The sequence below is a fragment of the Streptomyces sp. NPDC006510 genome (assembly GCF_040611955.1).
Lineage (GTDB): Bacteria > Actinomycetota > Actinomycetes > Streptomycetales > Streptomycetaceae > Streptomyces.
Window position 1 is genome coordinate 62,350 of record NZ_JBEXPH010000019.1, and the last position, 11,627, is coordinate 73,976.

Genomic DNA, 11,627 nt, shown 5'->3' on the forward strand with positions numbered 1-11,627 from the left:
TTGCCCAGTCCCTACCGCGCGATTTTCGCCGCCCCCGGCACCAAGGGGTTCTCGGCGGCCGGATTCCTCGGCCGGATGCCGCTGTCCATGATGGGCATCGGCGTGGTGACCATGATTTCCCAGCTCACCGGCCGTTACGGACTCGCCGGAGCGCTCTCCGCGACGCTGGCGATGTCGGCGGCGGTGATCGGCCCGCTGATCTCCCGGCTCGTCGACCGGCACGGGCAGCGCCGCGTCCTGCGTCCCGCCACCCTCGTCGCGCTGACGGCGGTGGCCGGGCTCCTGATCTGCGCGCAGCAGCGGCTGCCGGACTGGACGCTCTTCGTCTTCGCGGCGGGCGCAGGCTGCGTCCCCAGCGTGGGTTCGATGATCCGGGCCCGCTGGGCGGAGATCTACCGCGGTTCGCCGCGGCAGCTGCACACCGCGTATTCGTGGGAGTCGATCGTCGACGAGGTGTGCTTCATCTTCGGGCCGATCATCTCGATCGGTCTGTCCACCGCCTGGTTCCCGGAGGCGGGGCCGCTCCTGGCGGCCGGGTTCCTGCTGGTCGGTGTGGTCTGGCTGACCGCGCAGCGGGCCACCGAGCCCGTTCCGCATCCGCGCCGGCAGCACACCGGGGGCTCCGCGCTGCGCTCCCGGGGCCTCCAGGTGCTCGTGGTGACGTTCGTGGCCACCGGTGCCATCTTCGGGTCGATCGACGTGGTGACGGTGGCCTTCGCCGAGGAGCGGGGCCACAAGGCCGCGGCGAGCCTCGTGCTGGCCGTGTACGCGCTGGGGTCCTGCCTGGCCGGAGCGGTCTTCGGGCTGCTCCACCTCAAGAGGAAGGCGTCCACCCGGTGGCTGGTGGGCGTGTGCGCGATGGCCGTGAGTATGATCCCCCTCCAACTGGCCGGGAACCTGCCGTTCCTGGCCGTGGCGCTCTTTGTCGCGGGTCTCGCCATCGCACCGACGATGGTCACCACCATGGCCCTCGTCGAACAGCACGTACCGCGCACCGAACTGACCGAGGGCATGACCTGGACCAGCACCGGGCTCGCCGTCGGAGTGGCGCTCGGCTCCTCGGCCGCCGGCTGGGTGGTCGACGCGTCGGGGGCCGAGGCGGGGTACGCGGTGCCCGTCGTGTCGGGAGCGCTCGCGGCCGCGGTGGCGTTCCTGGGGTATCGCCGGCTCAGCGGGCCGGTTCCTACGGAAGGGCGCGCGGAAGATGACCGACGCACGGACGACGACGAACGTGTGGCGTAACTGGGCGGGCAATGTCAGCGCCCGTCCGGTACGGGCCGTGTCCCCCGCCTCCGTGCCGGAGCTCGCCGAGGTGCTGCGCCGGGCGTCCGAGGACGGTCTGCGGGTGAAGCCGGTCGGCACCGGGCACTCCTTCACCGCGACGGCGGCCACCGACGGCGTGCTGATCCGCCCGGACCTGCTCACCGGCATCCGGAACATCGACCGCGAGGCGATGACGGTGACCGTGGCGGCCGGCACCCCGCTGAAGCGGCTGAACACCGCCCTGGCCCGCGAGGGTCTCTCGCTCACCAACATGGGCGACATCATGGAGCAGACGGTCGCGGGCGCCACCTCGACCGGCACCCACGGCACCGGCCGTGACTCGGCGTCCATATCCGCGCAGATCCGCGCACTCGAACTGGTCACCGCCGACGGCACGGTGCTGACCTGTTCGGAGAAGGAGAACGCCGACATCTTCGCCGTCGCCCGGATCGGGCTCGGCGCGCTGGGTGTCGTCACGGCGATCACCTTCGCCGTGGAGCCGGTCTTCCTGCTGACGGCCCGTGAGGAGCCGATGGCCTTCGACCGGGTCATGAGCGACTTCGACCAGCTCGTGGCAGAGAACGAGCACTTCGAGTTCTACTGGTTCCCGCACACCGGGAACTGCAACACCAAGCGCAACAACCGCAGCGCGGGCCCCGCCGCCCCGCCCGGAAAGGTCAGCGGCTGGATCGAGGACGAGCTCCTCTCCAACGGGATCTTCCAGGTGGCCTGTTCGCTCGGCCGGGCGGTACCCGCCACCATTCCGTCGATCGCCAAGCTCTCCAGCCGCGCCCTGTCGGCCCGCACGTACACCGACATCCCCTACAAGGTCTTCACCAGCCCGCGCCGGGTCCGCTTCGTGGAGATGGAGTACGCGCTGCCGCGCGAGGCCGCTGTGGAGGCGCTGCGCGAGGTGAAGGCGATGGTCGAGCGTTCGCCGCTGCGGATCAGTTTCCCGGTGGAGGTGCGTACCGCCCCCGCGGACGACATCGCGCTCTCCACGGCCTCGGGCCGCGAGAGCGCGTACATCGCCGTCCATCTCTACAAGGGCACGCCCTACCAGGCGTACTTCACGGCGGTCGAGCGCATCATGACCGCCCATGGCGGCCGACCGCACTGGGGCAAGGTCAACACCCGCGACGCCGAGTACCTCGCCGGGGTGTACCCGCGATTCGGCGAGTTCACCGCCGTACGCGACCGGCTGGACCCGGACCGGCTGTTCGGCAACGACTATCTGCGCCGGGTCCTGGGCGAGTAGATCCTTCCGGCCCGCGACGGCCCCGGCACCCCGGCGTACGCGCCGGGGTGCCGGGGCCGTGCATCACTGCCCGGTGTCCGTTCCGGCGGTGGCGCCGTCGCCCTGTGCCGGGGCTTCGCCCGCGCCCGCGGGGTCCGTGCCGGCGGTGGCGCCGTCGGCGGGTGCCGTCGGGGTGGGAGTGGCCGCCGGGGACGGGCTCGTACGGTCACCGGTGCCGCTGGACGGCGTGGGGCCGGTCGTCGGATCGGCCGAGGAGCGGCTGCCCTGACCGGAGTCGGGGCTCTGGCTCCGGCCGCCCTGCGGGTCCGTACCGGGCGTCGTGCCGTTCTTCTGACCCGGTGTCCGCTCCTGGCCGGGGCCGGTGCTCGTGGACGGCGCCGGATCCTCCGACCCGGAACCCCGCTCGCCGCCGCGCACGACGGAGCCGACGGTCGTGCCGTGGCCACCGCTCAGGTCGTTGCCGGAGATCAGCTCGTACGTGGTGATTCCGGCCATCGTGAGGACGAAGACCACCGCCGCCCCGAGCGCCGACCGCTTCCAGCCGCGGATCCGGGTGCCGTGCGTGGTGGCCTCGGAGAACTCCTCGTCCGGGTCCGGGCGCCCCGTGGTGAGCAGCTGGGTGGCGTCGAGGGGCCGCAGCATGCGCGTACGGTCCGGGTCGTCGGCCGCGTCCCTCGGCGGGGTCGTGGCGTCCGCCCGGCGCAGCACGGTCGTGGCGTCCACGGCCGGCATCACGGTGGTGGCATCGGTGGTTCCGGCCGGAGTTCCGGCCCGCGGCCGTCGCGTCCCCTTCGCCGCACGCGCACCGCTCGTCTCACGCGTATGCACCGTCACCTCACGGCCCGGGTGCTTCACCTGGACCGTGACCTCGCGGATCTGCTCCCCGGTGCGCCGGAAGAAGTGCTGGAAGACCGAACCGCCGCAGGTGGCGACGACGCTCATCACTCCGGCGCCGAGGATCGTTCCGTACACACCCAGTTGGGAGGCCGCCACCGCTGCCGCGACCGCTGCCACGGCACTGCCCGCCACCTGCGGCAGGCTCAGATCTATACGCCTTTCTTTGGGTTCTATGTCACTTTCCGGCTTCTGTACCATTTCCAGCCCTTGATTGACATCTCTCCCACCATGCAACAGGAAGGGACATTTGAGCGAAGTGAATAGTTCCGCTTCCGGGGATTCTGTGAAGCAGGACACGCGCGAAGGGCACACCACCCCGGGCCCGGCGGCTCAACTCCCGCACCTCACGAGAACTTCGACGGCGCGGCGGTCCACCCTCGTGGCCCGAATGGAGTACTGTGGCGAGCCCTGGGGCCGGACTCCCACGTGGGTGTCCGGGATCTTCGGGAGGGGGCCGAAGGAGGCACTCGATCCGGCGGCGCCACGGCATCGCACGGGGACTGGCCACATGAAGTGACCAACAGTCGCTTTCTGTTGCAGAATAGGTCACCGTGTCATACCGGCGATCAAGGGCTCACGCCCGACACGCCGGGCAACACGGCAATGTTGTGGCAGGCTGCACCCGGGCAGGCCACACTCGACTAGCGGAAGCAGCGACGCACGTGACGTCGGCAGGCACCACCCGGGAGGTCCCCATGCCCGAACTGCGTGTCGTGGCCGTCTCCAACGACGGCACACGACTGGTGCTCAAGGCTGCGGACAGCACGGAGTACACGCTTCCCATCGACGAGCGGCTTCGAGCCGCCGTGCGCAACGACCGCGCGCGGCTCGGCCAGATCGAGATCGAGGTGGAGAGCCATCTCCGCCCCCGCGACATCCAGGCCCGGATACGAGCCGGTGCCTCCGCGGAGGAGGTCGCCCAGTTCGCCGGAATCCCCGTCGACCGTGTCCGCCGCTTCGAGGGCCCCGTGCTCGCGGAGCGTGCCTTCATGGCCGAGCGGGCCCGGAAGACTCCCGTGCGCCGTCCCGGCGAGAACACCGGCCCCCAGCTCGGCGAGGCGGTGCAGGAGCGACTGCTGCTGCGCGGCGCCGACAAGGAGACCGTCCAGTGGGATTCCTGGCGCCGGGACGACGGCACCTGGGAAGTCCTCCTGGTCTACCGGGTCGCGGGCGAGCCGCACTCGGCGAGCTGGACGTACGACCCGCCGCGCAGACTGGTCCAGGCCGTGGACGACGAGGCGCGCTCGCTGATCGGCGAGACCGACGACGTCGCCGCGCCCGAGCCGAGCTTCCCGTTCGTGCCCCGGATCGCCCGGCTGCCGCGCGACCGGCCGCTGGACCGTGCCCTGGACCGCCAGATGGAGCGGCCCACGGCCCCGCCGCCCCCGCCCGAGCCGGAGGAGCACATCGCGTCCATCTCGGCCGGTGAGCGCGATTCGCTGACCAGCCTGCTGGAGGCGGTGCCGAGCTTCCGCGGCGACATGGTGGTGCCGGAACGGCCGACGCCGCCCGAGCCGCCCGCGATCGAGCCCGCCGCGCAGGAGCCGGAGGCCGATGAGCCGCCGGCCGCGGCAGCCTCCGCGGGCGCCGGTTCCGCCTATGCGGATGTGCTGATGCCGCGAGCGGTGGCCGGTCATCGCGACCGGCTGACCGGTACGACGGACCGCCAGGCCGAGGCGGACGGCGTCCGGCCGGGCCGCCGGGCCGCCGTACCGACCTGGGACGAGATCGTCTTCGGTACGCGCCGCAAGAAGCAGGACTGAGCGGGGTGGCCGGAGCATGACGAGGGCCCGTACGCCACTGCGTGCGGGCCCTCGTGCCGTGCGCGGCCGCCGTGCCTCGCGCTTACGGGGCCGGGCGCCGGGTTCCCGGTCGGCCCGCGTTCCGTTACTGGGGCTCGGGTCCCGTGGCGACCGGGCGGGACTCGTCGCCGGACCACTCGGACCAGGAGCCCGCGTACAGCGCCGCGGGGATCCCGGCGACGGCCAGGGCCAGTACCTCGTGGGCGCCGGAGACCCCGGAGCCGCAGTAGACGCCGACCTCGTCCGCCCGGTCGGCGCCGAGCTCCTTGAAGCGCACCGCCAGCGCCTCCGGGGCCAGGAAGCGGCCGTCGTCCCCGGTGTTCTCGGAGGTCGGGGCCGAGACGGCGCCCGGGATGTGGCCGCCCACCCGGTCGATCGTCTCCACATCGCCCCGGTAGCGCTCGGCGGCCCGCGCGTCGAGCAGCAGCCCCGAGCGGGCCAGCGCCGCCGCTCCGTCCGCGTCCAGCAGCGGCAGCGCACCGGGGGCGGGACGGAAGTCGCCCGCGGCCGGGGCCGGGATCCGGGTCTGGAGGTCACCCGTCCAGGCGGCGAGCCCGCCGTCCAGGACCCTGACGTCCGGGTGTCCCGTCCAGCGCAGCAACCACCAGGCGCGGGCCGCCGCCCAGCCCTGGCCGCCGTCGTACACGACCACCGGGGTGTCCTGGGATACGCCGGCCCGGCGCATCACCGCCCCGAATTCCTCCGGATCGGGCAGTGGATGGCGGCCGCCGCTGCCCGCGGGCCCGGCGAGTTCCGCGTCCAGATCGACGAAGACCGCACCGGGAATGTGCCCGTCCTCGTAGTCGGGCCGCCCGTTCGGGCCGCCCAGTTGCCAACGTACGTCCAGGAGCACCGGCGGACGTGGCCCCGCCGACTCGCTCATGTATTCGGATGCGGTGATGATGGGCTTCATGCGTGCCATCCTCGCGCAGGAGCCGCTCCACCCGTAATGCCCTCGAAGCGGGCGCACCGCAAGAAATCGGCCTCCCTCCGTCGAGATCCCGGAAAATGCGGCGCGGCCGGAGCACATCGTGCGCCGGGTGGTGCAAACATCTGCACGGGGCGTACACATCCCGTGCCGCACGACGGCGTGCCGGCCCCGTTCCCCCCGTACGGCCACCCCGATGGTCCGAGGAGAGAGTGACGATGACCGAGGCTGCCGCTCCGCGTACGCCCGGAACACCTTGCTGGGTGAGTCTGATCGTGCACGGCCTGAGCACCACCCAGGACTTCTACGCCGCTCTGTTCGGCTGGGAATTCGTGCCGGGTCCGGACCAGCTGGGTCCGTATGTCCGGGCGCTGATCGACGGGGAAGTGGTGGCGGGCATCGGACAGCTGCCGCCCGACCGACATCTGCCGGTCGCCTGGACGACCTATCTGGCCACCGCCGACGCGGATGTCACGGCGGAGACCATCCGGTCCTGCGGCGGCACGGTCGCCGTGGGGCCGCTCGACGCGGGCGAGGCGGGCCGGCTCGCCATCGCCTCCGACCCCAGCGGTGCGGTCTTCGGGATCTGGCAGGCCGCCACGCATGTCGGTACCGCTCTCGCCGGTGCTCCCGGCACGCCGGTCTGGAACGAGCTGGTGACCCGTGAGACCGCGACGGTCTGCAAGTTCTACCAAACGGTCTTCGGCTACGAGGCGGAGGCGGTCGTCTCGGCCGACTTCGACTACCAGACCCTGCATCTGGAGGGCCGCCCGGTGGCCTCGCTGCATGGTGTCGGCCACGCCCTGCCGCGCGACCGCGGCCCGCACTGGATGACGTACTTCGAGGTCTCCGACACCGACGAGGCCGCCCGGCGGGTGGTGGAGCTCGGTGGATATGTGCTGCAGCCGCCCCGGGAAGGGTCGAGCGGCCGCGTGGCGACCGTGGCGGACCCGGAGGGCGCGGCGTTCACGATCATCCGGTCGGCCGCTCGCTGAGCCGCCCGGCGGCAGGGGTTCTCAGCCGGCCCGGACCCGTTCGACGTGCCGACGGGCGGGGCCGGCCAGCCGGGCGTGCAGCTCGTCGAAGAGCTCGGACGCGTGGGCCCCGCTCCATTCGCCGGGCAGCAGTTCGCGCGCGACACCGGGATCGAGGTAGACCAGCCGTCGCCAGTCGGTGAGGAGCCGGATGTACGTCGTGAACGCCTCGCGGTCCGTCACCGCGGTGCCGTGCGCGATCAGCTCGGCCACCGGACGGTGCGCGGCGAGGAATTCGACGTACAGCCGCTGCAGCCGGGCGGTGTCCCACCAGGAGCGGACCTTCGCGGCGAGTTCGTCGCCGTCGCCCCCGCCGGCCGACAGATAGTCGGCCCGGAAGAGGTCGGCGTAGCCGCGCAGGCCGTGCCTGGCCAGCATGGACTCCGCCTCGTCGTGCACATGCCCCGGTGCGATCCACACTCCGGCGGACACGGAGCCGAAGCCGAGCCGGGTGAGCTGAGTGCGCAGGGTGTGCCGCTTGGCGCGTTCGGACTCGGGCACCGAGAAGACGACCAGTACCCAGCCCTCGGCCACGGTGGCCCGCCGGGTCGCGAAGATACGCGGATCGCCGTCGTGCAGCATCCGCTCGGTCTCGGGCGAGATCCGGTAACCGGCCGCTCCGGACACCGACTGGGCTTCGAGCAGTCCGGCCCGCTTCAGCCGGGAGACGCAGGAGCGCACGGTCGGTGCCTCGACACCGAGGTCCGCGAGCAGTTGGATCAGCGAGGCCACCGACAGCCAGCCGTCGGTGTCGCGCGCGTACAGCCCGTAGACGGTCACGATCAGCTGCCGGGGCTGTACCTTGCCCAGCGGGGCCGGTCCGGACTCGTCCTCTGCTGCGCTCACCGTGTTCACAGCGTCATCCTAAGCAGCGCCGCAGGACGCCCGCGGGGCGGTTCAGGCGGAGGTGACGGGCAGTACGTCCGGCGACAGGACGCCCGCGCGGGCGCTCGCGCTGGTCGTCCTGCGCTGGTGGTGGCGCCGGCACAGCACCTCGTAACCGACCTCGCCCGCCTGCTGGTTGACGTCTCCCACCACCACCTGGGCGCCTTCGACGACCATCTCGCCGCCGACCGTACGCGCGTTGTGCGTGGCCCGTGCGCCGCACCAGCAGAGCGCTTCGACCTGGAGCGTCTCGACCCGGTCGGCCAGTTCGATCAGCCGCTGGGAACCGGGGAACAGCTTGGTCCGGAAGTCGGTGGTGATGCCGAACGCGAAGACGTCCATGTCGAGGTCGTCGACGATGCGTGCGAGCTGGTCGATCTGGAGGGGGGCCAGGAACTGCGCCTCGTCCACGATCACGTAGTCCGCCCGGCCGCCCCGGCTTATCCGGTCGACGAGATGGGCGTACAGATCCATGCCCTCGTCGGCCTCGACCGCCTCGGTGACCAGTCCCAGACGCGAGGACAGCTTGCCCTCCCCCGCCCGGTCGTCACGGGTGAAGATCACGCCTTGCAGGCCGCGTGCCGAACGGTTGTGGCCGATCTGCAGCGCCAGTGTGCTCTTTCCGCAGTCCATCGTTCCGGAGAAGAACACAAGCTCGGGCATGAGGGGCTGAGCACCTTTCGGGCGAGGGAAGCGGGGGTTGGGGGAAAACGCGGTTACGAGCGTACTTCGAGGAGCGGGACGAGCTGCTCGGCGGGGGTCATCGAGCCGTGCATGCCGACCATCGCGGACTCGTGCGGCTCGTTGACGGAGGCGGTGATGACCACGTCGTCATGGGCCGCCGCGACGACGTCGCCGATCCTGCCGAGGACGCGTTCGTCGATCTTCGGGCCGAACCAGCCGGCCGCGATCGCCTCGTCCCTGCTCGCCACCCAGAACTGCTCGCCGAGCACTTCCTGCCAGACGGTCAGTACGTCGTTCTCGGCTCCCGGGACGGCGTACACATGGCGGGCCCGGCCCTCGCCGGCGAGCAGGGCGACGCCCGCGCGCAGCTCCCAGTCCTCGTCGAAGTCGATCCGGGACTGCTCGTCGAACGGGATGTCGATCATGCCGTGGTCGGCGGTGATGTAAAGCGCCGAGCGGGGCGGGAGCTGTTCGGCCAGGCGCCGGGCCAGTCCGTCCACGTACATCAGCTGTCCGCGCCAGGCGTCGGAGTCGACACCGAAGCGATGCCCCTTGCCGTCGACCTCGCTGTAGTACGTGTAGACGAGCGACCGGTCGGCTGCGGCAAGCCGTTCGGCGGCGGTGTCCATCCGCTCCTCGCCGGACAGCCGGCCCAGGAACGAGCCGCCGCTCAGCGCGACCTTGGTGAGCGGGGTCTGCTCGAAGGCGGGGGCGGAGACCTGGGCGGTACGCACGCCCGCGGCGTCGGCGATCTTGAAGACGGTGGGGTACGGCTGCCAGGCCTTCGGGGAGGTCCAGGGCTTCCAGCGGAGCTGGTTCATCAGCTCGCCGGTCTCCGGATTGCGTGCGGTGTAGCCGGGCAGACCGTGCTCCCCGGGCGGAAGGCCCGTGCCCACCGAGGCCAGCGAAGTCGCCGTGGTGGCCGGGAAGCCCGCCGTGAGCGGACGGCCGGTGCCGCCGCGCGAGGTGGGGAGCAGGGAGTGCAGGAACGGTGCCTCGTCGGGGTGGGCCTTGATCTGCTCCCAGCCGAGGCCGTCGATCAGGAACACGCAGTTCCGGTCGGCGGGGGTGAGTTCGGGGATCGTCGCGGTGAAGCCGGGCACGCCCTGTCCGGCGGCGAGCGTGGGCAGCAGATCGGAGAGCGATCCGCTGCCGTACTCCGGGACCGGGGCGCTTTCGACAGGGAGCAGAACGGGATCCTGCCAGGCCGGCTGAGCCATCAGCGGCCGGTCGCCGCGGTCGCGGCCGTGGCTTCGGAGAGCGACTGGGCGAAGGCGAGGGTCTGGCGCACGGTGTCCGGGCCGTCACCGGCCTCGCTGACCCGCAGGCTCAGGTCGTCGGCGGTGGAGTTGCCGGTGTAGCCGTGGTCGGCCTCGCAGTTGGGGTCGCCGCAGGCGGCCGGCTCCAGGTCGATCCGGGAGACCGCGCCCCAGCCGATGGTGAGGACGACCTCGCGGGGCAGCGTGCCCGGTACGTACTTCTCGGGGTTGGCCACGACCCGGCTGACCACGACCGACGAGATCCGGTCGAGCTTGACCGACTCCGTGGAAGTGGTGGCGTACGGGCTCGGGGAGCTGGTGTCGGCGTTCTGCTCGTCGGTGTGGCTGACGATGAAACGGGTGTCCGTCAGGACCAGGACCGTGACGTGCCGGCGCACCTCGTTGGAGTCGAACGTGGTCTCCTGGTGCACCAGGTAGGAAGCGACCGGCTCACCGCCCACGGCGGCCTCCACCGCCTCGGCCACGAGGGCCGGGTAGTAGCCACTGCGCTCGATCGCCGCGCGCAGCCCCTGGGTCGTCGTACCGGTCTTAGCCATGAGGACCATCCTACGGGGGGCTGATGACTGCCGGGGACGTTGTGTGGCAGGGCGGACCGGGACCCGCGGGTATGACGGTGCCCGCTCGCGCCCTCGTCCGGCGGCCGGGACGGGGGCGGTACCGCGCCGGACACCGCCGGGGTCAGTAGTTGGGGAGGCGGCGGGGGCCGAGGTCGGTACGGGCCGGGGGCGGCGAGAGCCGGACGCTCGCGCCGAGGACGGTCAGCCCCTGGGTGGCTACCACGACCGGTTCCAGGGCGATGGAAACCACCTCGGGGTGGTCGTCGACCAGCCGGGAGACCCGCAGCAGCAGCTCTTCGAGCGAGCCGGTGTCCACGGGTGCCGCGCCGCGCCAGCCGAACAGCACCGGGGCCGCCCGGATGGACCGGATCAGCTCGGCGGCGTCGCGGTCGGTGGCCGGAACGAGGCGGTGGGCGGTGTCGCCGAGGAGTTCGGAGGGCGCGCCCGCGAGCCCGAAGGAGAGGACGGCGCCCGCCGCCGGGTCGATCGTGGCCCGTACGACGGTGTCGACGCCGCGCGGCGCCATGGCCTGGACGACGGGCTGGAGTTCGGCGGGCTTGCCGAGCAGGTCGGTCAGTTCGCCGTACGCACGGCGCAGCGCGGTCTCGTTGGCGAGGTCCAGCCGGACACCGCCGAGATCGGCCCGGTGGCGCAGATGCGGCGCGGTGGTCTTGAGCGCCACGGGATAGCCGAGCCGGGACGCCGCCGCGACGGCGGCGTCCGGGTCGGGCGCCGGGAGCGTCGGCCGTACGGTGATGCCGTAGCGGCGCAGGAGTTCGCGCGCCTCGTCGTGCGCGAGCTGCCGGCCCCGCGGGTCGGGGTCGGGGCCGAGGAGGGTGTCGATGAGACCGGCGGCGCCCGGCTCGTCGATGGTGTCGTCGAGGAACTCGGGCACCTTGCCGGGCACCGCGGCCTGCCGTCGCCACTGCGCGTACCGCACCGCTTCGGCCAGGGCGCGCACCGCCCGTTCGGCGGCGGGGTAGGCGGGGATCCGGCCGATCCGGGGGCCGGCGTCCTCGCCGGTGAGAGGGGAAGCGGG

Annotated in this window: 11 protein-coding genes; 4 read left to right on the forward strand and 7 right to left on the reverse strand. The window is 72.2% G+C overall.

Translation table 11 applies throughout. The features are described from left to right. Window positions 1-1,242, forward strand: a complete 1,242-nt coding sequence (locus tag ABZY11_RS09300) for an MFS transporter (protein ID WP_356478544.1) — start codon at window positions 1-3, stop codon at window positions 1,240-1,242. After that, window positions 1,205-2,521 carry a D-arabinono-1,4-lactone oxidase gene (locus tag ABZY11_RS09305; protein WP_356478545.1) on the forward strand — a complete coding sequence of 439 codons (1,317 nt, stop codon included), beginning with the start codon at window positions 1,205-1,207 and terminating at the stop codon, window positions 2,519-2,521. Before ABZY11_RS09300 ends, ABZY11_RS09305 begins: the two co-directional genes overlap by 38 nt. 63 nt (window positions 2,522-2,584) lie before the next feature. Here ABZY11_RS09305 and ABZY11_RS09310 read toward each other — a convergent pair whose 3' ends face one another. After that, entirely contained in the window at window positions 2,585-3,616 is a 1,032-nt protein-coding gene (locus ABZY11_RS09310) for a hypothetical protein (protein ID WP_356478546.1), read from the reverse strand. A 497-nt stretch (window positions 3,617-4,113) separates the two neighbouring features. Here ABZY11_RS09310 and sepH point away from each other — a divergent pair, with 497 nt between their 5' ends. Further along, window positions 4,114-5,181 carry a septation protein SepH gene (sepH, locus tag ABZY11_RS09315; RefSeq protein ID WP_356478547.1) on the forward strand — a complete coding sequence of 356 codons (1,068 nt, stop codon included), beginning with the start codon at window positions 4,114-4,116 and terminating at the stop codon, window positions 5,179-5,181. 124 nt (window positions 5,182-5,305) lie between these two features. Here the strand turns inward: sepH and ABZY11_RS09320 are convergent, their stop codons facing one another. Next, a complete protein-coding gene (locus ABZY11_RS09320; protein ID WP_356478548.1) occupies window positions 5,306-6,133 on the reverse strand; it encodes a sulfurtransferase in 828 nt (275 codons plus the stop codon). Between the two features lie 233 nt (window positions 6,134-6,366). On the opposite strand from ABZY11_RS09320, the gene ABZY11_RS09325 reads away from it, so the two are divergent. Beyond that, entirely contained in the window at window positions 6,367-7,143 is a 777-nt protein-coding gene (locus ABZY11_RS09325) for a VOC family protein (protein ID WP_356478549.1), read from the forward strand. Window positions 7,144-7,164: 21 nt separating this feature from the next. On the opposite strand, the gene ABZY11_RS09330 is transcribed toward ABZY11_RS09325, so the two are convergent. The 5 genes from ABZY11_RS09330 to ABZY11_RS09350 form a co-directional block, all read right to left on the reverse strand. Beyond that, window positions 7,165-8,037 (reverse strand): PaaX family transcriptional regulator C-terminal domain-containing protein, encoded by an 873-nt coding sequence (locus ABZY11_RS09330; RefSeq protein WP_356478550.1) that lies wholly within the window; start codon window positions 8,035-8,037, stop codon window positions 7,165-7,167. A 42-nt stretch (window positions 8,038-8,079) separates the two neighbouring features. Continuing rightward, the gene (locus ABZY11_RS09335; RefSeq protein WP_356478551.1) at window positions 8,080-8,730 is read right to left on the reverse strand and encodes a thymidine kinase; all 651 of its coding nucleotides are present in this window, start codon (window positions 8,728-8,730) and stop codon (window positions 8,080-8,082) included. 53 nt (window positions 8,731-8,783) lie between these two features. Further along, a complete protein-coding gene (locus ABZY11_RS09340; RefSeq protein ID WP_356478552.1) occupies window positions 8,784-9,971 on the reverse strand; it encodes a nucleotide pyrophosphatase/phosphodiesterase family protein in 1,188 nt (395 codons plus the stop codon). Beyond that, window positions 9,971-10,567, reverse strand: a complete 597-nt coding sequence (locus ABZY11_RS09345; protein ID WP_356478553.1) for a DUF5998 family protein — start codon at window positions 10,565-10,567, stop codon at window positions 9,971-9,973. Before ABZY11_RS09345 ends, ABZY11_RS09340 begins: the two co-directional genes overlap by 1 nt. Before the next feature lie 142 nt (window positions 10,568-10,709). Further along, window positions 10,710-11,627, reverse strand: a 918-nt coding sequence (locus ABZY11_RS09350; protein ID WP_356478554.1) for an acetate--CoA ligase family protein, incomplete at its 5' end; no start/stop codon positions are given.

Excerpts from the sequence above, each read along its gene's own strand:
- ABZY11_RS09305 (WP_356478545.1), top strand. The coding sequence starts at position 1,205 with ATGACCGACGCACGGACGACGACGAACGTGTGGCGTAACTGGGCGGGC.
- ABZY11_RS09310 (WP_356478546.1), bottom strand. The coding sequence starts at position 3,616 with ATGGTACAGAAGCCGGAAAGTGACATAGAACCCAAAGAAAGGCGTATA.
- sepH (WP_356478547.1), top strand. The coding sequence starts at position 4,114 with ATGCCCGAACTGCGTGTCGTGGCCGTCTCCAACGACGGCACACGACTG.
- ABZY11_RS09320 (WP_356478548.1), bottom strand. The coding sequence starts at position 6,133 with ATGAAGCCCATCATCACCGCATCCGAATACATGAGCGAGTCGGCGGGG.
- ABZY11_RS09325 (WP_356478549.1), top strand. The coding sequence starts at position 6,367 with ATGACCGAGGCTGCCGCTCCGCGTACGCCCGGAACACCTTGCTGGGTG.
- ABZY11_RS09335 (WP_356478551.1), bottom strand. The coding sequence starts at position 8,730 with ATGCCCGAGCTTGTGTTCTTCTCCGGAACGATGGACTGCGGAAAGAGC.
- ABZY11_RS09340 (WP_356478552.1), bottom strand. The coding sequence starts at position 9,971 with ATGGCTCAGCCGGCCTGGCAGGATCCCGTTCTGCTCCCTGTCGAAAGC.
- ABZY11_RS09345 (WP_356478553.1), bottom strand. The coding sequence starts at position 10,567 with ATGGCTAAGACCGGTACGACGACCCAGGGGCTGCGCGCGGCGATCGAG.